The 19,247-nt window shown below is 57.3% G+C and carries 18 protein-coding genes; 8 read left to right on the forward strand and 10 right to left on the reverse strand.

From position 1 onward, the window contains the following. Window positions 1–180 precede the first annotated feature (180 nt). Window positions 181–447, forward strand: a complete 267-nt coding sequence (gene rpsT / locus ACP7E0_RS10470) for a 30S ribosomal protein S20 (RefSeq protein WP_068951970.1) — start codon at window positions 181–183, stop codon at window positions 445–447. 1,079 nt (window positions 448–1,526) lie between these two features. Beyond that, window positions 1,527–2,978: a chromosomal replication initiator protein DnaA gene (dnaA, locus tag ACP7E0_RS10475; RefSeq protein ID WP_426124946.1), complete on the forward strand. Its 1,452-nt coding sequence runs from the start codon at window positions 1,527–1,529 to the stop codon at window positions 2,976–2,978. A gap of 86 nt (window positions 2,979–3,064) precedes the next feature. Here dnaA and ACP7E0_RS10480 read toward each other — a convergent pair whose 3' ends face one another. After that, entirely contained in the window at window positions 3,065–4,456 is a 1,392-nt protein-coding gene (locus tag ACP7E0_RS10480) for a leucyl aminopeptidase family protein (RefSeq protein WP_426124751.1), read from the reverse strand. A gap of 138 nt (window positions 4,457–4,594) precedes the next feature. On the opposite strand from ACP7E0_RS10480, the gene ACP7E0_RS10485 reads away from it, so the two are divergent. Beyond that, entirely contained in the window at window positions 4,595–5,416 is an 822-nt protein-coding gene (locus ACP7E0_RS10485; RefSeq protein ID WP_426124752.1) for a tetratricopeptide repeat protein, read from the forward strand. Window positions 5,417–5,634: 218 nt separating this feature from the next. Here ACP7E0_RS10485 and ACP7E0_RS10490 read toward each other — a convergent pair whose 3' ends face one another. From ACP7E0_RS10490 to ACP7E0_RS10530, 9 genes are all read right to left on the reverse strand, one after another. Beyond that, a complete protein-coding gene (locus tag ACP7E0_RS10490) occupies window positions 5,635–6,609 on the reverse strand; it encodes a type II secretion system F family protein (RefSeq protein WP_113313618.1) in 975 nt (324 codons plus the stop codon). 11 nt (window positions 6,610–6,620) lie between these two features. Further along, window positions 6,621–7,631, reverse strand: coding sequence for a type II secretion system F family protein (locus ACP7E0_RS10495; protein WP_426124753.1), 1,011 nt, complete (start codon window positions 7,629–7,631; stop codon window positions 6,621–6,623). An 8-nt stretch (window positions 7,632–7,639) separates the two neighbouring features. Continuing rightward, a complete protein-coding gene (locus ACP7E0_RS10500) occupies window positions 7,640–9,115 on the reverse strand; it encodes a CpaF family protein (RefSeq protein WP_426124754.1) in 1,476 nt (491 codons plus the stop codon). Between the two features lie 30 nt (window positions 9,116–9,145). Continuing rightward, window positions 9,146–10,435, reverse strand: a complete 1,290-nt coding sequence (locus ACP7E0_RS10505; RefSeq protein WP_426124947.1) for an AAA family ATPase — start codon at window positions 10,433–10,435, stop codon at window positions 9,146–9,148. Window positions 10,436–10,464: 29 nt separating this feature from the next. After that, window positions 10,465–11,175 carry a CpaD family pilus assembly protein gene (locus ACP7E0_RS10510; protein WP_426124948.1) on the reverse strand — a complete coding sequence of 237 codons (711 nt, stop codon included), beginning with the start codon at window positions 11,173–11,175 and terminating at the stop codon, window positions 10,465–10,467. Window positions 11,176–11,235: 60 nt separating this feature from the next. After that, a complete protein-coding gene (locus ACP7E0_RS10515) occupies window positions 11,236–12,768 on the reverse strand; it encodes a type II and III secretion system protein family protein (protein WP_426124755.1) in 1,533 nt (510 codons plus the stop codon). Between the two features lie 18 nt (window positions 12,769–12,786). After that, the gene (gene cpaB, locus ACP7E0_RS10520; protein WP_426124756.1) at window positions 12,787–13,602 is read right to left on the reverse strand and encodes a Flp pilus assembly protein CpaB; all 816 of its coding nucleotides are present in this window, start codon (window positions 13,600–13,602) and stop codon (window positions 12,787–12,789) included. A 177-nt stretch (window positions 13,603–13,779) separates the two neighbouring features. Beyond that, on the reverse strand, window positions 13,780–14,292 hold the full coding sequence (locus tag ACP7E0_RS10525) for an A24 family peptidase (RefSeq protein WP_426124757.1): 513 nt from the start codon (window positions 14,290–14,292) through the stop codon (window positions 13,780–13,782). Window positions 14,293–14,470: 178 nt separating this feature from the next. After that, window positions 14,471–14,653 (reverse strand): Flp family type IVb pilin, encoded by a 183-nt coding sequence (locus ACP7E0_RS10530; protein WP_426124759.1) that lies wholly within the window; start codon window positions 14,651–14,653, stop codon window positions 14,471–14,473. A 308-nt stretch (window positions 14,654–14,961) separates the two neighbouring features. Here ACP7E0_RS10530 and ACP7E0_RS10535 point away from each other — a divergent pair, with 308 nt between their 5' ends. The 5 genes from ACP7E0_RS10535 to ACP7E0_RS10555 all read left to right on the forward strand — a co-directional run bounded on the left by ACP7E0_RS10535 (window position 14,962) and on the right by ACP7E0_RS10555 (window position 19,177). Beyond that, window positions 14,962–15,384, forward strand: coding sequence for a pilus assembly protein N-terminal domain-containing protein (locus ACP7E0_RS10535; protein ID WP_426124761.1), 423 nt, complete (start codon window positions 14,962–14,964; stop codon window positions 15,382–15,384). Between the two features lie 223 nt (window positions 15,385–15,607). Further along, window positions 15,608–16,231 carry a TadE/TadG family type IV pilus assembly protein gene (locus tag ACP7E0_RS10540; RefSeq protein ID WP_426124762.1) on the forward strand — a complete coding sequence of 208 codons (624 nt, stop codon included), beginning with the start codon at window positions 15,608–15,610 and terminating at the stop codon, window positions 16,229–16,231. A 52-nt stretch (window positions 16,232–16,283) separates the two neighbouring features. Continuing rightward, window positions 16,284–16,835 (forward strand): TadE/TadG family type IV pilus assembly protein, encoded by a 552-nt coding sequence (locus tag ACP7E0_RS10545; protein ID WP_426124949.1) that lies wholly within the window; start codon window positions 16,284–16,286, stop codon window positions 16,833–16,835. A gap of 156 nt (window positions 16,836–16,991) precedes the next feature. After that, window positions 16,992–18,212: a phosphopentomutase gene (locus tag ACP7E0_RS10550; protein ID WP_426124763.1), complete on the forward strand. Its 1,221-nt coding sequence runs from the start codon at window positions 16,992–16,994 to the stop codon at window positions 18,210–18,212. Further along, complete coding sequence (locus tag ACP7E0_RS10555; protein ID WP_426124764.1) at window positions 18,209–19,177, forward strand: adenosine deaminase; 969 nt, start codon at window positions 18,209–18,211, stop codon at window positions 19,175–19,177. Before ACP7E0_RS10550 ends, ACP7E0_RS10555 begins: the two co-directional genes overlap by 4 nt. Window positions 19,178–19,247: the final 70 nt, after the last annotated feature.

Here is a 19,247-nt window from a genome sequence, read left to right on the forward strand (position 1 = left end):
TAGCCGCGTTTTCGAAAATAGCGCGTTGACGCAGGCAGTGTTTAAGGCTATATGCCGCCCACAGTTTGGAAAGCCGCTCCAAGGTTTTCCGATATTGCTCCCTACTTGCTTGGACGACAGGTCGCAGTGACCCGGCACGGCGGTTGAGAGTTTTTGTCAGATTTCGAAGAGAGACACCAAATGGCCAATACAACTTCGGCGAAAAAAGCGACCCGCAAGATCGCCCGCCGCACGGAAGTCAACAAGTCCCGCCGTTCGCGCGTTCGCGGCTTCATCCGCAAGGTTGAAGAAGCCATCGCTTCCGGTGATCAGGTTCTTGCCCAGGCAGCCCTGAAGGCAGCCCAGCCGGAACTGATGCGCGCCGCCACCAAGGGCGTGCTGCATGCCAATACGGCATCGCGCAAGGTTTCGCGTCTTGCGAGCCGCGTAAAGTCGCTTTCGGCTTAAGCCGGCTTATTAAAATATCGTCAATGATTTAGCCCGGTCCATGACCGGGCTTTTCAGATTCATACTTCCGGCACACTGATGGTTAATCCTTGTGCAAGTTATTGTGTCATCGCAATGACAGAAATTTTTAAACGAAATCAAACGGTTGCGGGAGGATACTCAGACTCACCCGCCTCCTGCCGAGGCCTCTCGGGGCTCTAAACGAGTCAAGAAATTTTTTATTTTTTTTGTTTTTCGCCAGCTAACTTCCGAGCGAAAATTCAAAGCCCTTGATTCAAAAGCGATTCTCTTCCGCCGGGCTATGGTCCATGCAGGACACGCTATGAGAGTCAACGCCCGAGCCTTCCCAAGTGTTAAAATTCGCGATTGATCTTGTGCCACGATCCTGCCTAAATGCGTCCACAGAAGGCGCGGGACATACCTGTGAAAGGCAGCCTTTCAACAGGCGGCGCAATTTCACTTAAACCTTTTGTAACGGGGTGGTTCCACAACGTTCCATCAATCAGAACAGAGCGTTTTCAGCTGTGCAATATGTTTGCCCGGAATGACACTCCGTGACTTCTGGTTGTGAATGATTGAGGCTGCCTGATACGCCGGACAATGCACTTCGCGGCTTTTGCTGCCGAATGCATGGACGGACGCCGATATGCGGATGAGGACGCATTATCGACAAACTGGCCTGCCCTTCTTGTAACGAGGGTCGGGACGGCCGGTTCAGAAATGGACGGACCCGGAAAGGACACGAGGCCTGACCGGATACTGGAATGAATTGTGCAAGCGGGACATGCGTTTGGTTATGCCAAATGGATTTTGCACAAAACCGGACCACGAGAGGAGGATGAGGATTCCTCTTGCGGTACGGAGAGCGTTTGAATTGGGCGGCATGCCTTTGAAAAAGGGCCGCACGAGACAGACATAAAGGCTGACGCCGGCAGCAATGTCGGCGTCGCGGAATGATATTGGAAGGCGGCAATATGCTTGGTAATTCAGTGACGGCGGCGATCGTATTCGAGAATGGGGAGAATGCACGTCAGATTTCGGTAAAACAGTCTGACGGGACGGCGGGAGAAAAGGGCGACATCATGCAGAGCGCACTTTTCGAGCGGGTCAGTGCGCGTTTGAAGGCCCAGGTCGGTCCTGATGTTTTTGCCAGCTGGTTTGGCCGGCTGAAGCTGCAGTCCGTTTCCAAGAGTGTCGTGCGGCTTTCTGTTCCGACGACCTTTCTGAAGTCCTGGATCAACAACCGTTACCTCGACCAGATCACCAACATCTTCCAGCAGGAAGATGCCGAGATCCTGAAGGTGGAGATTGTCGTGCGCAGTGCAACGCGCAGCGCCCGGCCCGGTCTTCAGGAGGATGTAGCACAGGCAAACCACAGCGATACGGCAACGCCCGCAGCGTCGCGCCGTTCAGTGCCGCAGTCGCTTGCCCATCATGCTGCCAACACTGTCGGCAATCTTCAAAAGATGCAGCCGGTTGCAGGTCCCCTATTCGGTTCGCCGCTGGATTCACGCTACACATTCGAGAGCTTCGTCGAAGGTTCCTCGAATCGCGTTGCCCTTGCCGCCGCCAAGACGATCGCCGAAGCCGGCGCCGGTGCCGTGCGCTTCAACCCGCTGTTCATTCACTCGACGGTCGGCCTCGGCAAGACCCACCTTTTGCAGGCGATCGCTACTGCCGCGATCCAGAGTGCACGCGCACCCCGCGTCGTCTATCTGACGGCGGAATATTTCATGTGGCGTTTTGCAACAGCCATTCGCGACAATGATGCGCTGTCCTTGAAGGAAACCCTGCGCAACATCGATCTTCTAGTCATCGACGACATGCAGTTTCTGCAGGGCAAGTCGATCCAGCACGAATTCTGCCACCTTCTCAACATGCTGCTCGACAGCGCCAAGCAGGTTGTCGTTGCTGCCGACCGCGCGCCTTGGGAGCTGGAATCGCTTGATCCGCGCGTCCGCTCGCGTCTGCAGGGCGGCGTTGCCATCGAGATGGAAGGCCCAGATTACGAGATGCGTCTCGAAATCCTCAAGCGCCGCCTTGAGGTCGTCCGTCTGGACGATGCGTCGCTCGACATTCCCGCCAATATCCTCAGCCATGTCGCCCGCAACATCACGGCCAGCGGCCGCGAACTCGAAGGCGCCTTCAACCAGCTGCTCTTCCGGCTCTCGTTTGAGCCAACGCTGTCGATCGAACGCGTCGATGAACTGCTCGGCCATCTGGTCAACGCCGGCGAGCCGCGCCGGGTGCGCATCGAGGACATCCAGCGTGTCGTTGCCAAGCACTACAACGTCTCGCGCCAGGAGCTGGTGTCCAACCGCCGCACTCGCGTCATCGTCAAGCCGCGCCAGATTGCCATGTATCTGGCAAAAACCCTGACGCCCCGCTCTTTCCCGGAAATCGGCCGCCGCTTTGGCGGGCGCGATCACACCACCGTGCTACATGCCGTGCGCAAGATCGAGGACCTGATCACCGGCGACACCAAGCTGTCGCATGAGATCGAGCTGTTGAAACGGCTGATCAACGAATAGGCTATCGGTTTCGGATACATTGATTGAAGCATGGCCCCTGGTCCGGACGGACAGGGGCCATGCTCATATCGAGCAGTGGCCGAAGATCATTTCTTGCCGTTGGCAATCAAATGATACAGCGCGCGGATGGCCTGTGCCTCGCCGCCGAGGGGCGAATGCGGGCGCTCAGCCGGTGCCCAGCCGAAGATATCGAAATGGGCCCAGCTCTTGGCATTGGTGACGAAGCGCTTGAGAAACAAGGCCGCGGTGATTGATCCGGCCATGCCGCCCGAGGGCGCGTTGGTAAGGTCGGCGATGCGGGCCGAGATATCCTTCTCGTAGCCCTTGTAGAGCGGCATGCGCCACATCGGATCATCGACCGTCAGGCTCGATTCCGTCAGATCATGGGCCAGATCCTCGTCGTCAGTGTAGAAAGGCGGCAGGTCGGGACCAAGCGCAACCCGGGCAGCGCCCGTCAGCGTCGCCATATCGATCAACAGATCGGTCTCTTCCTCGTCTGCGTAAGCCAAGGCATCCGCAAGGATCAGCCTGCCCTCGGCATCGGTGTTGTCGATCTGCACCGTCAGGCCCTTGCGGCTGCGATAGATGTCGCCCGGGCGGAAGGCATTGGCGGAGATCGAATTCTCGACCACCGGCACGAGCACACGCAAATCGACCTTCAGCTTGGCGTCCATGATCATCAGGGCGAGCCCCATGACATTGGCAGCCCCGCCCATATCCTTCTTCATCAACAGCATGGAAGCGGCCGATTTGATATCAAGGCCGCCGGTATCGAAGCAGACACCCTTACCGACTAGCGTCACCTTGCGGTGACCTTTCTTGCCCCAGCGTAACTCAAGCAGACGCGGCGCCTCGGCACTGGCGCGGCCAACCGTGTGGATCAGCGGGAAATTCTGCTTCAGCAGATCGTCGCCTGAAACGACCGAGACCTTGGCCTTGTAATGTTCCCCCAGCGCCCGAAACGCTTCTTCCAGCGCATTCGGGCCCATGTCGTTGGTCGGCATGTTGATCAGATCGCGGGCGAGGAAGACGCCGGCGATCTGCCGTTTGATGTCGGCGGCATGGGCATCGGCCGGGATCATCAAGGTCGGCGCTTCCTTGACCGCAGCCTTGTAGCGATCGAAGCTGTAGGAGCCGAGGCCGTAACCCAGCGCTAACCGGTTTGCCGTCAGTGGCGCAGTCTCGATATGCCATTTCCCGGCCGGTAATGTCCGTGCCAGCTTACCCGTCAGGAACGGCGCTTCTGAAGGATTGGCGCCGAGCCCGAACAGTGCGCCGCCAAGATGACCTTCCTCCGAGGGGATCAACAAGACCGCGCCGGACTCGGCCTTGAAGCCAGCCCTGCGGGCCCAGTCGAGTGCGATCGGATCGATGGCGCCGATATCGATATGGGCGGGCGTTACCGCGAAAATCGGCAGGGTTTTGCCACCGCTGGTATTGAACGGCGATGGACGGTCGATGAATTGATAGGAAGCCATGGAAACCCTTCGGAAGGAAATGGTGCAGAATCACCCGATTAACGCTCTGTTAGGGTTAACAGATTATTGCTGGAGTGAAGATTGCGCCGTTATGTTGGGGATTTGCGTCCGGTGCGAAAATGCTTAGGGGCATTGGCGATGAATTCACACGGACAGACGTCTTTTTCGAGTAACCGGTTCCTGCGGGGAACCGCGATGGTGATCCTCGCGGTGACGCTGGCCAGTTGCGGTACGCAGAAGAAGGAGCTGACGACAGGCTCCATCCCCTCCGCCAATTTTTCCAAGCCCGTCCAGTCGATGAACGCTACCGAACTTTCGGCGGCAGCGGAAAGCATCGGCAAAGCCTATGAGCGCAATCCGAAGGATCGCGCCGCCGGGCTGAACTATGCCAACATGCTGCGCATGACCGGCCGAAACGAGCAGGCACTGGCAGTGATGCAACAGGTGGCGATCAATTTCCCGGCCGACCGCGAGGTTCTTGCCGCCTATGGTAAATCACAAGCCGCCGCAGGCCAGCTGGAACAGGCTCTGAACACGATTACCCGCGCCCAGACCCCTGACCGCCCGGATTGGAAACTGAAATCAGCCGAAGGCGCGATCCTCGATCAACTCGGCCGCGCAGGCGAAGCACGCCAGCGTTACCGCGAGGCGCTGGACATTCAACCGAACGAACCGACAGTGTTGTCCAATCTCGGCATGTCGTATTTGCTCAACAAGGATCTGAAGACGGCGGAAACCTATCTGAAATCAGCTGTCAGCCAGTCTGGCGCCGACAGCAGCGTCCGGCAGAACCTGGCGCTTGCCGTCGGTTTGCAGGGACGGTTTGCCGAAGCAGAACAGATAGCACGCCAGGAGCTTTCGCCGGATCAGGCCGAAGCCAATGTCAAATATCTGCGCTCGATCATGTCCCAGCAAAACGCCTGGCAGAAACTGGCCAAGGACGACAAGGGCACGAACTAAAGGTAAGCCGACCAGCCTTCCCGCCAGCACCGCTTCCTGGGCCTGGCTTTGGCCGCTGTAAGTTAGCACGCACGGTATTGCCACACATGTGCTGCCGCGATCCGGCCTATCAAAAACTCATAAAAAGCTGCTCAACACCGTCCGGGTCCATCGGGGGCGATGAGAAAACACCGGTGAGCACCGCACACCGACTTTGCTGCCGTCAAAACTCGCCGGTATTAGAACTTGTCTGAGACCTGAATGCCGGCAGGACCGAGAATAACGGCGACCAGTACCGGAAGGAAGAACAGAATCATCGGCACGGTCAGCTTCGGGGGCAATGCCGCTGCTTTCTTTTCCGCCTCGTTCATGCGCTGGTCGCGGCTTTCCTGGGCAAGCACGCGCAAGGCCTGAGCGATCGGCGTGCCGTAACGGTCGGCCTGGATCAGGGCTTGCATCACCGCTTTCACATCGTCAAGCCCGGTCCGGATGCCGAGATTTTCCAGCGCCACGCGCCGGTCGGGTAGAAACGACAGCTCGGCCGTCGTCAGAACCAGTTCTTCGGCAAGAGGTGCCGACTGTTCGGCGATTTCGTCCGCCACACGACGCATGGCGAGTTCCGTCGAAATACCCGATTCCACGCAGATCAAGAGCAGATCGAGCGCATTCGGCCACGCCCTGCGGATCGAATGCTGGCGCTTGGACACTGCGTTGGAGATAAAGATGTTCGGCGCGTAAAAGCCGAGATATCCGATGCCAATAACGGCCAGAAGCCGCATTGGAAACGGTTTTTCGCCGAGATAACCAAGGAAGAAGATGTAGAAGGTGCCGACTGCCAGAAATAGGAATGGCAGGCACAGCCGCGCGACCAGAAACATGTTGAGCGCGTTCTGCGACCGGTAGCCGGCCGATTTCAGCCGGTTGACAGTGTTCTCGTCGACAAGCGCCTTGCGCAGGTTCAGCCGCTCGACGATCTGACGGGCCGACGTGTTGTTCTGAGCGCGCAACGACGCCTTACCGCCACTGATTTCGGCATTGAGGCGCGCGCGCTCACGGGCGCGGATCAAGTCGCGTTCGGTCGCAACCGACTTCATTCGCTTTTCCAGGTTTCCCCGCTCCAGAAACGGTACCGCCAAGGAATAAAATGTCGCCAGCACAGCCACGACAACCAGGAAGGCGACGATGACGTTCGGATTGGTCAGGGTACTGATCATGCCGGCTCCTTCTAGATGTCAAAATTGATCATGTTGCGCATGACCCAGATGCCGATGCTCATCCACACTGCCGAAACACCCATAATGATATGCCCGCGCGGGTCGGTGAACAGGATCATCATGTAATCCGGTGAGGTCATGTAAACCATGAATGAAACGATGAAAGGCAGCGCACCGATGATGCACGCAGACGCTTTTGCCTCCATGGAGAGCGCCTGTACCTTTGCTTTCATCTTCCTCCGCTCGCGCAGGACCTTGCTGAGGTTTCCAAGCGCTTCAGAAAGATTGCCGCCCGCCTGAGCTTGAATGGCGATGACGATGGCGAAGAAATTGACCTCCGGCAGGGGGATACTGTTGATCATCCGGGCACAGGCCTCGGGAATGTTCAGGCCAACTTGCTGCGCCTCGATGACGCGCTTGAATTCTGCCCTGACAGGTTCCTGGCCGTCTACAGCAATCAACCGGATGGCGTCGTTCAGTGGCAAACCAGACTTGATCGATCGCACCATAATGTCGAGCGCGTTCGGAAATTCATTAAGAAAGGCGTTGCTGCGACGCTTGATCATGAAACTAAGGAACCAGCGAGGAACCCCGGCTGTACCGATGAGAAAAATTCCGGCGATCACGGGCAGTTGCAAACCGGCAATCAACGCCAGCAAGCTGGCAACGGCACCGAAGACGGCACTCGCGATGTAAAACTGCGGTATCGTGATCTTGAGACCGGCCTGCATGAGCCTAGCCTTCATATTTGGCTTAGCCTTGGCCGTTTTTTCCAGCTGCTTCTTCTCAAGGTCCTTCAGCGAATCCTGAACGGATTTCCGCCGTTTGGACATTTCGTTCATGCGGTCGCGCGCCGCCTTGACTTGAATCCTGTCGGCTTCAGCAGATTTAACCTTGCGAACGCGGCTCTCGGCCTTCTTCTCCGTTTCGATGCGCGTGAACAGAATGCCATAGGCAAGCCCGGCCGTCGAAAGTGCGACGAGACCGACAATCGCCAGAATGGTGATATCTATTCCGAACATGAAGACACTCAGTCCTTTTCCATCGCATCGAGCGTCGCCGCCAGCCGCTTGTCTTCATTGAAATAGCGGGCACGATCCCAGAAATGCGGGCGGCCAATGCCTGTCGACTTGTGGCGGCCGATGATCTTGCCATTGGCATCTTCGCCATCCAATTCGTAGCGCATCAGGTCCTGCGTGATGATCACATCGCCTTCCATGCCAACAACTTCGGTAATGTGGGTGATGCGGCGTGAACCGTCGCGCAGACGCGCGGCCTGGATGATGACGTCGATGGAGCCGGCAATAATTTCACGCACCGTCTTGGCTGGCAGCGTGTAGCCGCCCATGGCGATCATCGATTCCATACGGCTCAGGCATTCGCGTGGCGTGTTGGCATGGATGGTGCCCATCGAGCCGTCGTGGCCGGTGTTCATTGCCTGCAAAAGGTCGAAAACCTCCGGTCCGCGAACTTCGCCGACGATGATGCGTTCGGGCCGCATACGCAGGCAGTTTTTGATGAGATCGCGCATAGTGATCTCGCCCTCACCTTCGATATTTGGCGGGCGGGTTTCAAGACGAACGACATGCGGCTGCTGCAGCTGCAGTTCGGCCGTATCCTCACAGGTGATGACGCGCTCTTCGAGATCGATATAGCCGGTCAGGCAATTTAGGAGCGTGGTTTTACCGGAACCGGTACCGCCTGAAATGACCACATTGCATCGAACCCGTCCGATGATCTGGAGAAGAACTGCACCTTCCGGCGTGATTGCACCGAATTTGACCAGCTGATCGAGCTTCAGCTTGTCCTTCTTGAATTTGCGGATGGTGAGAACCGTGCCGTCGATGGCGAGCGGCGGGGCGATGACGTTGACGCGGGAGCCGTCGGGAAGACGCGCGTCGCAGATTGGAGAGGATTCATCGACCCGGCGTCCCACTTGGGAGACAATACGCTGGCAGATCGACAGAAGCTGAGCGTTGTCGCGGAAACGCACCTCGGATTCGATCGTCTTGCCGTTCACTTCGATGAACGTCTGGCCGGCGCCATTGACCATGATATCAGCGATATCGTCGCGGGCGAGAAGTGGCTCGAGCGGGCCATAACCGAGCACGTCATTACAGATATCTTCGAGTAACTCCTCCTGCTCGGAGATCGACATCGCGAAATTCTTGATCGTGATGATGTCATTGACGATATCACGGATTTCCTCGCGCGCGCTCTCGTTATCGAGCTTGGCGAGCTGTGAAAGATCGATCGTGTCGATCAGCGCCGAAAATACCTGCGACTTGGTGTCGTAATAGTCCTCGTTACGGGCGGCCTTTTTGCGAACAGGTACCGGTAGCGGTTGCGCCCGCGTAACGGGCATCGCTTCGCGCACAGGTTCGGCAAGCACGGGTGTAGCCGGCCGCTCGGCGACGGCTATCGCAGTGGCGGAGGCAAGCGGTTGCACCGGCGGACTGATCGATCCCCCCTTGCCGAAGCCGTCGTTTCCTCGTTTACCAAACATGCGCTCAATCCGGTTTTCGTTGACTGTCAATTACTTGCGGCCAAGCATCCCAAGTACCTTGCCAAGGCCGCCCTTCTTGGCTTTCTTGGCTGTGGCGCGGCCCGTCAGGAGATGGGCAAGCTGTGAAAATGTCTCTGCCGTCGGTGCCTTCTTGTCGATCTCGGCTATCATCCGGCCGCTATTTGCGGCATTTCCAAACAACACCACATCGAAGGGAATGATCGCGACCGGCTCGACCTCAAGAGAATCACAGAAATCAGCCGCTGATATCTCCGGCCTTTTCGGCAGCCCGACCTGGTTCAACACCAGATGCGGCATCTTGTCGTTCGGCCGGATCTTCTTCATGGAATCGAACAGGTTCTTGGCATTGCGCAGATTGGCAAGGTCCGGCACCGCCGTCACCACCACCTCGTCCGCCTCGGCTAACACCGTGCGGGTCCAGTCCGACCAAAGATGAGGTACGTCGAGGACGGAGACCGGCGCATTGCGCAGAAGGATTTCCATGAGCGGCTGGAACGCCGTTGCATCGAAATCATAGGGCCGGTCGAGCATGGAGGGGGCTGCGAGCAACGAAAGATGCTCGGAGCACTTCGTCAAAAGGCGATCCAGGAAGACTTCATCGAGGCGTTCCGGCGAGAAAACAGCCTCAGAAATGCCCTGCGGCGGATCCTGATCGAAATTGATATTGGCAGTACCATAGGGCAAGTCGAGGTCGGCTAGCACAACTTCGGTGGAAAACAGATTGGAAATACCCCAGGCGCAATTATGCGCCAGGGTCGAAGAGCCGACGCCGCCCTTGGCGCCGATAAAGGCGATGCTGCGGCCTAGTGGTTCGGCTTCCGGGTCAACGAAGATGGTAGCGATTGCACCGAGTATATCAGGCATGGAGACCGGGGCGACCATGTATTCGGAGATGCCGTTGCGAATGAGGTCGCGATAGAGCGGGATATCATTGTAGCGGCCAATAAGGATCACCTTGGTGCTTGGGTCGCACACGGCGGCGAGCGGCGCCAGTTCCTGCATCAGCAAGCGCGGCTCGGTCGCCGTTTCCAAAATGATCAGGTTTGGGGTCGGTACAGACGAGAACATGTTGGCAGCGGCCGTGATCGAGCCGCTATTGATCTTGAAGCTGACCTTGCTCATCCGCCGGTCCTGGCCGCAACGTTCCATTACCCGCTGCAACGCATCCGTTTCGCAGAAGGCATGAACGGATATCCGCGGAAGCGGCCGCAGATGATCAACATCACTTGGGCGGACTGCATCTAGGATATCGTCAGGATCGCTCTTTGCGGTCTCGATCTTGTAGTCAATCGTGCTCATCATGTTGTCCCTTCAAGCCGCCCGGAGTGTCAGTTGAAGTTGATCGTGGGGCTCCCGGGATCGGAGCCTGCGTCTATGCCGCGGTAATCGCTGATCACCTTGCCGCGCTGGACGGCGTCAATCGGCGACATGGCGCGTGGGCCAAGCAAATCCATCGGGTTGGCAATTTGCGCGGCAAGATTGGACTGGCTCGCACAGCCGAAGTTTTCGTAATTCTTGTTCTCGATCGTGTTGGAGACGAGATCCTTCGGCCAGTTGCCGCACGGAGCCGTCTTTGCCGTGATCGCGGTGTAGCTGAGCCTTACCGGCGCTGCATCGCCGCCGGAATTCGCCTGATAGCTTACCTCAACCAGCCGGTTGGCCGGAATGCCGGAACCAACCAGCACACCGCGAATTTCCTTGCGGAGTGCGGATGCGGCATAGGCATTGCCCGAGCCCCTCGGCAACAGAATCTGGACAGTTCCTGTCGCTGAATTGGTGTAACTTTGCGCAAAGCCGCGGATCACGTCACGCGCACCTTTGGTCAGATGTCTGTCGGTGGAAGCCACCGGCACGTCGATCGCATGTTCCGCTTCTGCGATCACGATCGGGTGCCGTGTCCGGTAGTCGTCCGGGAGCGCTCCCGTCGACATGCCGTCGCGGTTGGCGCAGCTTGCTAGACTTGTGCCCGCTACCAACAGAGCGCCGATCGCAAGAAGCCTTGCAAAGCGGACGGGACCAGTGGAGGTGTGTGGCCGCATGGTCGACTGCCTTTTCATATTGCGGTTCAGGATGATCGTCGTCGTCATGTCCAGCTCCGCCTATTTGTAGATAAACCCGACATTGCCGTGATACGGCCCGGTGGGGGCCGCCTGACGGTTGCCGTAAATCCGATTGACCTCGCCGAGAAACGCGCTGGACAGATCGTCGGTCGGATTGAAATTGTCATCCGGACGCGACAGGTCGCCGCGCGCCACCGGACGTACCAGATAGGGTGTCGCGATAATGACGAGTTCGGTCTCATTGCGCTGGAAATCTTTGCTGCGGAACAAAGTACCCAGGATAGGAATCTTGGACACACCAGGAAATCCGGATAGGGCTTGGCGGATGTTGTCCTGAACAAGACCGGCAATCACAATCGACCCGCCCGAAGGGAGTTCGACGCTGGTTGATGCTTCGCGGCGGCGAATTGACATGTATGTCGCCCCCGGAATACCGACCATACTGCCATTACCAGTTACGGCCGAGCCCTCGTAGGTCGGCTCCGATACTTCGGTGTTGATGTTCAAACTGATCCGGCCAGGCCCAAGGACCACAGGTTTGAAATTCAGCCGAATGCCGTATTCGACATCATTTGTCTCACGTGTGACGGTAGGCCTACCGGTCTCGTCGTCAATTTCGACTTCCTGGACCCCAGCAATCCGGAATTCACCGCCAACGTAAAACTTTGCCTCCTGACCGGAAATGGCTGTCAAGCTTGGCTCAGCAAGCGTGCGCATAACGCCCGCTTGCTCCATAGCGTTGACGTAGCTGGCGAGGTTGAGCCCGCCAATCGTGCCGGTCAACACTCGTGATGCCCCCAGCGCGGCAGCAGCACCTAGATTGGCAGGGTTTTGAAACTGTATGCCATTGGAGCCATCAGATATTGATCCATTAAATCCGAGTTGCTTTACCACCTGGCGCGAGACTTCGGCCACGGTCACCTTCAGCATGACCTGGTCTTCACCATCAATCTTCAACAGATTAACGATCTGCGAAACCTGGCGGCGTTCAGCAAAGATGGACGCGTCGCCGTTGTTGCCCTGTGCCGTGATATTGCGGGTGGTCGCTTCACCGCCCTTGATAAAGGCGCTGGCGAGCTCCTCGACACGGGTCGAGTCCAACGGCGTGCGAACTGTGCCGGTGAGGACGATATTGTCCGAGATGATCTCGACCTTAATATCGGAATCCGGCAGGAAACGGCGGAGGTTGGCTTCGAGGCCGGAAATATCGCGTTCGATCTCCAGATCAAGACTGACGATTTCCTGGCCGCCGGGACCGAACACAAAGATGTTCGTCTGGCCGACCATCTTGCCAAAAAGATAGATGCGGCGGGACGTTCGCGTTACGGCATCCGCCAGCATCGGATCGGCGACGAGAATGTCATGCGCATCTGCGGGAAGATCGATAACGACGGCCTTGTTCAGCCCAAGTTTGATGGTTTTCTTGACGCCCGGACCGCTATCGACGATGCGGACCAGAGACTGTGATGCAGCTTCCGCGACGAAGGTCTCTGCGGGCATGCCTGAAAAAGCCAGACAAAAGGCCAGTCCACCTGCGACAGAGCTGCGAAGTTTGTTTCCGATCCGGTTCACGTTCCGCTCCCGCTCACATTATTTCGCTTGGATCATCGACGAGTTGCCATCGCCTTTGACGATCGAACCCGATTTGATGACCTGAATGGACGGGCGGCCGTCCCCGCTCAGCAAATAGTCGGCTCCGATGGTATCCGGCTCCTGCGCATCTGCGACACTGCGCAACGCCAGCGACAGGCGATCCGCCATCTGCTGGGCAACCGTCATGACTTTCGACTGGTCGGGCGTCAGTTCCAGCGTCGCTGTCGTACCGACCACCGACTTGGAGCCATCATCCTTTTCCTCGACCTGCTGATCGATCGCGAGCACGCGAACGTTGCTGAGAACCGTCTCCGTCAGGAAACTGTCCGCCTCACCCTTGCGCACCATGATGACGTCAACGCGGTCGTTTGGAAGAATGAAGCCGCCGGCACCGGTTGCCACGGTAATTTCAGTGGCCACGGCGCGTTTACCGGCTGGGAGCAATGACGACATGATACGGCTCGAGGAGTCCGCAATCTTTTCCTGGCGTACTGGCTCGCCATTGAAGATTGGCAGGCGCACAACGACGCCCTGAAGATCGGTGACGGCGTTCGGGCGAAGTTCCTCGGTTATCAGACCCTCGACGACACCATCCTTCGGCCAGGAGACCCAATGGACGGCATCGGGATCAAGCCGCGAACCAACCGGCAGGCTCTTGCTGGCGACGAGAACATTGACGGTCGGCGCTCGCTCGATGACCGGCTCGGCATTGGTGACCACGGTCTGCCCGCCGGTCAGGTTGAGAGCCAGGAATCCAGCCAACCCCGCCGATGCGACAGCAACTGCCAGAATAATAACGCGCACCGGTTTCATGATATGTCCCTGCAGCCCAAGAATATGCTGGCTGCAGATTGATCAGCAATTGGTGTAGTTATGGTTAACGGGCCACTTACATTCGTGGTTAACAAATGATTTGTGCCAGAAAAGCACAAACACCACTGCGAATGCATCGCAGAGTGATCACTACCGGTTCACGATGAAACGAAGAGATTAATGCAATCGGGCAAGCGCAGCCATCATCAGTGGCGATGAGGGATAGGCAAGGAAGCCGCCAAACCCGATTGCAATGCCGTAGGGAATTTTGTTGGCTGTGAATAAAAGGTGCGGCACCGGGAGGCCGGCCGCAAGAATGGTGTTCTCCTGCCTGCGTAACATCAGGATCAGGATCGTCAGGACACCACCGAAGAACGACACGTAGATGAGAAACTCAATCAATGAACTGTTGAAGCCAAACCAGACGGCGCTTGCCGTCAACAGTTTCGCGTCACCCCCACCCATGATGTTCAGCGCAAAAAGCGTGAAACACGCTGCAAAGACAATCAGGCCCGTAGCGAGGTGCATACCGATCATCGGCAGACTGAGACCGGCCGCAGGGCCTATCAGGATAAAGGCACCGAGCAAAATGGCCGATACCCGGTTCGGGATGGTCATCGTAAAAAGATCGGAGAACGCAGCGATCGCCAGGCACAACGGAAAGATGACGAAAATGGCGGCTTCAATCATGCGCATCGTCCCCAATTTTCAAGTTTGCAAGCGCCAAGAGAACCCGACGGACTAAAAACGCCTTCGTCCGAGCATACACCCATTGACTTAACGAAATGCCAACTCGGCAAAACCGGCGGCGCTACAATAAGAAAAACCGCCCCAAAAGGGGCGGCTTCTCGACGTAAAATGCAACAGACTAGAACTTACCGTCAGCGGTCGTCATCTTGGTGCTTAGGTCGGTGAATGCCACGTTCAACGTCGAACCGAGCGTTGTTGCACCGGTGATAAGAGCGACGGAGATGAGAGCGGCGATCAGGCCGTATTCGATCGCGGTCGCGCCGGACTCATCTTTCATGAAACGTGCGAAAATCTTGGTCATGTCATTTCTCCTACTTCACTTGTTTGTTCAGCACTTCCGCCAACTGTTTCCGTTGATCGGATGAAGCGAACCTACACAGCGTGAATTTCAATCCGCTTAAAGAAAACAGTTACCGACATGTTAACGCTCAGCGCCGCCCGTCATGGTAAAAATACAGGTAACTTAAAGTATAAAACTCTACCCTTCAGCAAAAACCCGTACCAGACGAGGGGCTGCGGATCTCACAAGCGTTAATTGCGGCAGCCACTTAACGCTTCGTTCACCAAAACGGTGGATGTTGGAGCGACCGCATCATCAGGAAAACAGCTATGAATTTGCAGAACACCGCTATCGGTGCCCGATTGCTGACAACGGCCTTTGCAAGTCTTACGCTGCTCACTTCACTGGCAATACCTGCAGGTGCCGCCGAAGAGATGCTGAACGTCTACATGAATCACGCGCGCGTCCTGAAGCTCGACCGGCCCGTCAGCAAAGTCATTATTGGCAACTCGGACGTGGCAGACGCTACCGTCGCAGATGCCAAAACTATCGTTCTGACAGGCAGGTCCTTTGGAACGACAAACCTTGTGGTCCTCGACACCGATGGCAATGCCATTGTTGACGAGCGAATCCTTGTGTCGATCGACGAAGGAAACACGGTGCGTGTTTTCCGCCAAACAGTTCGCTCCGTTCTCTCCTGCACACCAAATTGCGAAGAGCACGCTACACAGAAGACCGCAGTTGCAAACTGACTGCGTATTCAAAACCGAGAGTGCGCCACCATTGCCAATATCGGCGCGGCACGGATTGTGTTGCGAGCAGCATGTGCGGCCAATACGCCTGGGCTTGTGCCCATCGCCGGTTTCTTACCATCCGGTGAGTTTTTCGATTCAAATTACCACAGTTCTTGCATACGAAATATCAACAGTCGGTTCCTAATATCCCTCATCGTATGACGCGTGACGGAATGGCGAGATGTTGAACACCCATGATGGAAATGTAACAGCCGGTCAGGCTGGGGATACCCAGCCCAGGCGCCGCCGCGGCGTGTTGAAACGGCTGTTTCGGGACAAATCCGGGACATCGGCGATCGAATTTGCGCTTCTCGCTCTACCTTTCATGATGGTTCTCTTCGCATCGCTTGAGACGTTCGCCGCCTTCACAGCAGAGCAGCTTCTCGCCAATGCGACAGAGACGATGGCTCGCAAGATCAGAACCGGCGAAATTACGTCCACGATGACCGAGGAGAATTTTCGCAAGGCTTTTTGCGCTGAAATCTCGATCATCATGACCTGCTCGGCGACAGAAGCCAAAACACCCGAAAAACTGTTTATCGATGTTCGCAGTTTCTCGGACTTTTCAAAGATTCCAGAAGCTATCCCGCGGGTCGCAGGCGCCAATTCCGATCTCGACACCAAGGGTTTTACGTTTCTTCCGGGCGGCCCGACAACAATCAACATTGTACGGGCATACTACCGCTGGGAAGTGATCACCGATCTCGTCCGCCCTTACATCACCAACCTGCGTCCCGCGGGGAGCAGCATGCCGAAAGATTACCTGATGGTATCGACGGCCGCCTTCCGCAATGAAAGCTTCTGAGGAGCAGGCCGTGAACACAATCCGCTATCATATCGCATTGCTCTCTTGGAAGATGGAAGCCTTTGGTGCTTTCTGGCGCGACCGCAAAGGTACCGGCGCAATAGAATTTGCTATTATCGCCCCGCTGCTGATCATGGCCTACATCAGCTCTTTCGAAGTATCACTCGGCTTCAGCATCGCTCGCAAAGTGTCACGTGCATCGAGTACGGTCGCCGACATTCTCACCCAGCAATCTTCGGTAGACAAGGCTACGCTCGACGGGATGAAGGACGTCGCCAAGAGTATCATGGCGCCATATGCGATGACCAAATACACATTGAAAGTAACCGGCATCAAAATGACGGGGCCTGGGGTCGGCACAGTCGCCTGGTCGCGTGACCAAGACGGCGGCACGCCTTACAAGACCGGTTCGATCGCGACCGTCCCCAGTGATATTCCCGCAGCAAGCACATTCATTGTGCGATCGGAATTGGTTGTTCCCCATCAACTGTTGCTATTTGCGCCGAATTTGGACAAGACGCTGTCGCCTATCAATCTTTCCAAAACCTACTACTTCCGCCAGCGTATCGGGACTGACATCAAGTGTAACGATTGCGGAAGCTGACAACAGCGCCCTGAAAAGTAACCGCCGATTTGCAATCTGGACCGCCCCGGAGTATTTCTGCGCGCCTTCGTCGCAACCACCCCAGTGCGTTGGATGAGTGACAACAACTTCTCTGCCGCAACATGACAATGGGTGAGGCAGCATTCCGGGTGATCCATGGCGCGTGCCTTTCTGTTCGTTCTTGATTCCTTCGGCATCGGTGGGGCGCCGGATGCTACCGAGTTTGGCGACGATGGAGCCGATACGCTCGGCCATATCGCTGAATTCTGTGCAGCGGGCGCCGGTGATCGAGAGGGTCTGCGCGAAGGGCCGCTGACGCTTCCCAACATGTCGGCGCTCGGCTTGCTACATGCCGCAAAGCTTGCCAATAAACGCCTGCCTGCCGGCATGCCGCTACCGGAGCGGGTGTTCGGGCTCTACGGTGCTGCAAGCGAAGTCTCGTGCGGCAAGGACACACCGTCCGGGCACTGGGAAATTGCCGGAACGCCCGTCACTTTCGATTGGGGCTATTTCCCCACGGAAGGCGATGCCTTTCCGGCTGAACTGGTCGAAGCGATCTGCCGCGAAGGCGAAGTGCCAGGCATCCTCGGCAATTGCCATGCTTCGGGCACTGACATCATCGCCCAGTACGGTGAGGAGCACATGCGGACCGGCAAGCCGATCTGCTATACTTCGTCGGATTCCGTTTTCCAGATCGCCGCGCACGAACAGTCCTTCGGCCTCGAACGGCTGCTTGAATTCTGCCAGACCGTGCGACGCCTGCTCGACGATTACAATATCGGCCGCGTCATCGCCCGGCCTTTCGTCGGCACCACGCCGAAGGATTTCGTCCGAACCGGTAACCGCCGCGACTATTCCGTGCTGCCGCCGGAACCGACGCTGCTCGACAGGCTGAAAGAGGCGGGCCGAACCGTTCACGCCGTCGGCAAGATCGCCGATATCTTTGCGCATCAGGGCATCGGCCGGATGATCAAGGCGAATGGCAATATGGAACTGTTCGAGGCGACGTTGAAAACCATGGACGAGGCCGAGGACGGTGATCTCGTTTTCACCAACTTTGTCGATTTCGACATGCTTTACGGCCATCGCCGCGACGTGCCGGGTTATGCCGCCGCCCTTGAGGCCTTCGACCAGCGGCTGCCTGATCTGGACCGCAAGCTGAAACCCGGCGACATCGTCATCCTGACGGCTGACCATGGTTGCGATCCGACCTGGCGCGGCACCGACCACACGCGCGAACGCGTTCCCATCCTCGTCTTCGGTCCAGGTATCCGCACCCGCTCGATCGGCGTGCTGCCAAGCCTTGCCGATATCGGCGAGACGATTGCCAAACATCTGGGCCTTCCACCAGGCCGCCATGGGAGAAGTTTTCTGTGACCGCATATCTGAAGAAGGCCGAGCTGCATTGCCATATCGAAGGTGCGGCCCAACCGGCGCTCGCCTTGATCCTGGCGAAAAAATACAATGTCGATATCAGCGGCATCATCAAGGACGGGACCTATCTCTGGGCAGACTTCACCCAGTTCCTGAAATGCTATGACGCCGTCGCCGAGCTTTTCCGCACCGAAGAGGATTACGCGCTTCTGGCCGAGACCTATCTGACGGAACTGGCAGCTGCAGGCACGATCTACAGCGAAATCATCGTTTCCCCTGACCACGGCAATACGATCGGCATCGGCAGCGCCGCCTATATCCGCGGGCTTGCTGCCGGCATCGCAGCAGCCAAGGAAAAGACCGGCATCGAAGGCCGGATGATCATCACCATCATTCGCCACATGGGACCGGAAGCGGCCGAGCGTACCGCGCTTTACGCCGCCAAGCGCGAACATCCGCTGGTGACAGGCTTCAATCTTGCCGGCGACGAACGCATGCACACGGTCGCCGACTTCTCCCGTGCTTTCGATATCGCCCGGGATTGCGGTCTTGGCTTGACCATCCATGCCGGTGAAATGGCCGGCGCCTTCAGCGTGCGGGATGCGCTCGATCACGTGCGCCCCTCGCGCATCAGCCACGGCGTCCGTGCCATCGAAGACGCAGACCTTGTCAAGCGCATTGCCGACGAGGGTGTCGTGCTGGAAACCTGCCCGGGTTCCAACGTCTCACTGCAGGTCTTTCCGGACTTTGCCGCGCATCCCTTGCGGGCGCTCTCTGAGGCCGGCTGCCGGGTGACGCTGAATTCGGACGATCCGCCGTTCTTCCATACATCGCTGAAGCAGGAATACGAGATCGCTTCGCAGGTAATGGGTTTTTCCGACGAACAGATCAACGGCATGACCCGCACAGCGATCAAGGCCGCCTTTGTTGATGAGCCGACGCGCGCACGCTTGCTCGCCGCTCTTTGAACTGCTCGACTGGGGATGACGCTGTAAAGCGACGCTCAGGCCTTGCGGCGTCTCTCCTTTCCGTGAAAAA

The organism is Pararhizobium sp. PWRC1-1, from assembly GCF_049897905.1.
In the GTDB taxonomy this organism is placed as follows: domain Bacteria; phylum Pseudomonadota; class Alphaproteobacteria; order Rhizobiales; family Rhizobiaceae; genus Pararhizobium.

What these genes read in the sequence shown, in the direction of transcription:
- rpsT (WP_068951970.1), top strand. Translation starts at nt 181, where the DNA reads ATGGCCAATACAACTTCGGCGAAAAAAGCGACCCGCAAGATCGCCCGC.
- ACP7E0_RS10480 (WP_426124751.1), bottom strand. Translation starts at nt 4,456, where the DNA reads ATGGCTTCCTATCAATTCATCGACCGTCCATCGCCGTTCAATACCAGC.
- ACP7E0_RS10485 (WP_426124752.1), top strand. Translation starts at nt 4,595, where the DNA reads ATGAATTCACACGGACAGACGTCTTTTTCGAGTAACCGGTTCCTGCGG.
- ACP7E0_RS10490 (WP_113313618.1), bottom strand. Translation starts at nt 6,609, where the DNA reads ATGATCAGTACCCTGACCAATCCGAACGTCATCGTCGCCTTCCTGGTT.
- ACP7E0_RS10495 (WP_426124753.1), bottom strand. Translation starts at nt 7,631, where the DNA reads ATGTTCGGAATAGATATCACCATTCTGGCGATTGTCGGTCTCGTCGCA.
- ACP7E0_RS10500 (WP_426124754.1), bottom strand. Translation starts at nt 9,115, where the DNA reads ATGTTTGGTAAACGAGGAAACGACGGCTTCGGCAAGGGGGGATCGATC.
- ACP7E0_RS10505 (WP_426124947.1), bottom strand. Translation starts at nt 10,435, where the DNA reads ATGAGCACGATTGACTACAAGATCGAGACCGCAAAGAGCGATCCTGAC.
- ACP7E0_RS10510 (WP_426124948.1), bottom strand. Translation starts at nt 11,175, where the DNA reads ATGCGGCCACACACCTCCACTGGTCCCGTCCGCTTTGCAAGGCTTCTT.
- cpaB (WP_426124756.1), bottom strand. Translation starts at nt 13,602, where the DNA reads ATGAAACCGGTGCGCGTTATTATTCTGGCAGTTGCTGTCGCATCGGCG.
- ACP7E0_RS10525 (WP_426124757.1), bottom strand. Translation starts at nt 14,292, where the DNA reads ATGATTGAAGCCGCCATTTTCGTCATCTTTCCGTTGTGCCTGGCGATC.
- ACP7E0_RS10530 (WP_426124759.1), bottom strand. Translation starts at nt 14,653, where the DNA reads ATGACCAAGATTTTCGCACGTTTCATGAAAGATGAGTCCGGCGCGACC.
- ACP7E0_RS10535 (WP_426124761.1), top strand. Translation starts at nt 14,962, where the DNA reads ATGAATTTGCAGAACACCGCTATCGGTGCCCGATTGCTGACAACGGCC.
- ACP7E0_RS10540 (WP_426124762.1), top strand. Translation starts at nt 15,608, where the DNA reads ATGTTGAACACCCATGATGGAAATGTAACAGCCGGTCAGGCTGGGGAT.
- ACP7E0_RS10545 (WP_426124949.1), top strand. Translation starts at nt 16,284, where the DNA reads ATGGAAGCCTTTGGTGCTTTCTGGCGCGACCGCAAAGGTACCGGCGCA.
- ACP7E0_RS10550 (WP_426124763.1), top strand. Translation starts at nt 16,992, where the DNA reads ATGGCGCGTGCCTTTCTGTTCGTTCTTGATTCCTTCGGCATCGGTGGG.